Consider the following 1243-nt stretch of genomic DNA (forward strand, 5'->3'; position numbering starts at 1 on the left):
GGCATGCAGTCGTGGCAAGCCCTCCGATGCCATATCGGCTCTTGAAGCTGGCTGAGGGTCATGGGTAATCAGGTAAAAAAATGACATACGCTCAAAAGCTTATATGTGAGCATAAAGTGCCATTAGCTGAAGTATACTCACAGCTTGGCTATAGTGAATATTCAAGCTTTAGTCATGCTTACAAGAAGCATTTTGGTGTCAGTCCTCGTGAACATATAGGAATGCCTCCGAACTCTTGACGTAAGTAACAACAGATTGCTTCGCGAATTCAACTTCGAAGTGCGACACTCGCCTATGCCGCCTGACAGTACTCTTCGAATACCTTGACAGGCTGCCTGAATCCGAGACATTTCCGAGGTCGTAGGTTGAGCCACTGCTCCGCTCTCCTGACATCCTCGTCCGTGACCTCTCTCAGGTCTGTTCCCTTTGGGATAAACTGCCTCAACAGCCCATTGCTGTTCTCGTTCAGACCGCGCTCCCACGAAGAGTAAGGGTGCGCAAAGTAAGTCTCGGCACCCAGCGCTTCCTCTATCGCCTTGGGAAGGTGCTAACAAGTCACTTGGCACAAAAACACACCATTCTAAATTATTGATATTAAATGGCTAAACTTTTTAGTTTTGGCACATAGGGTACTTATTCGCACCTTCCCTAATTGCTGGGTGCAGAACGTTACTAAATGTATTCCACATGCTGTTTGGACCATTATCAGTGCCAGAGGCAGCAGAGTGATTGATGAAGTCCGTAGACATTAATTCATCGAAGGATTTTCTATTTAAATCAACAATTACTTCCTTATTGAAACGTTGAACTATTGTCTTACTATTGTTTTCATTCATAAAAAACTCCGAATTTTTACACTCACTTTGGTCGGCATATGAATTAACTGTAATAAACATTAATATAACAGCCATCATTAGCACACCACCAAGTTTCATTAAATTTCTCATGCCATATCCCTTTTATTTTCTCATCTTTCCGATTTAGTAAGTATATAGAAAATATGGATAATGTAATTGGTCGAAAAGGTCAGAAACTTGTTTAAAAGACTCGAAAGGAAGATAGAGTAAGCCTAACATGGTTAGTCCACAGTGAATCGCCACTGGCATAGTAGCCACTTGGTGTATGACTATAAGTATGCCAAATCACCAGTCGTTGAAATAATGAATCGACTAGGGAAGGTGCGAACAAGTCCCTGATATGAGATCATGTTTGTCATCTGGAGCCATGAAAAAGGGTTCATCAT

2 protein-coding genes and 1 pseudogene are annotated in these 1243 nt (G+C 42.2%); 1 reads left to right on the forward strand and 2 read right to left on the reverse strand.

The genetic code is table 11. The annotated features are described in order from the left end of the window. Positions 1–80: 80 nt before the first annotated feature. On the forward strand, positions 81–239 hold the full coding sequence (locus PG887_RS22780; RefSeq protein ID WP_442866346.1) for a helix-turn-helix domain-containing protein: 159 nt from the start codon (positions 81–83) through the stop codon (positions 237–239). A 53-nt stretch (positions 240–292) separates the two neighbouring features. On the opposite strand, the pseudogene PG887_RS22370 reads toward PG887_RS22780, so the two are convergent. Continuing rightward, positions 293–538: pseudogene (locus PG887_RS22370) on the reverse strand (IS30 family transposase); the annotation flags it as partial. 73 nt (positions 539–611) lie between these two features. Further along, positions 612–947: a hypothetical protein gene (locus PG887_RS22375; protein WP_270822947.1), complete on the reverse strand. Its 336-nt coding sequence runs from the start codon at positions 945–947 to the stop codon at positions 612–614. Positions 948–1243 lie beyond the last annotated feature (296 nt).

This window comes from Aeromonas sp. QDB14 (genome assembly GCF_027707845.1).
GTDB lineage: Bacteria > Pseudomonadota > Gammaproteobacteria > Enterobacterales > Aeromonadaceae > Aeromonas > Aeromonas caviae.

What these genes read in the sequence shown, in the direction of transcription:
- PG887_RS22780 (WP_442866346.1), top strand. Translation starts at nt 81, where the DNA reads ATGACATACGCTCAAAAGCTTATATGTGAGCATAAAGTGCCATTAGCT.
- PG887_RS22375 (WP_270822947.1), bottom strand. Translation starts at nt 947, where the DNA reads ATGAGAAATTTAATGAAACTTGGTGGTGTGCTAATGATGGCTGTTATA.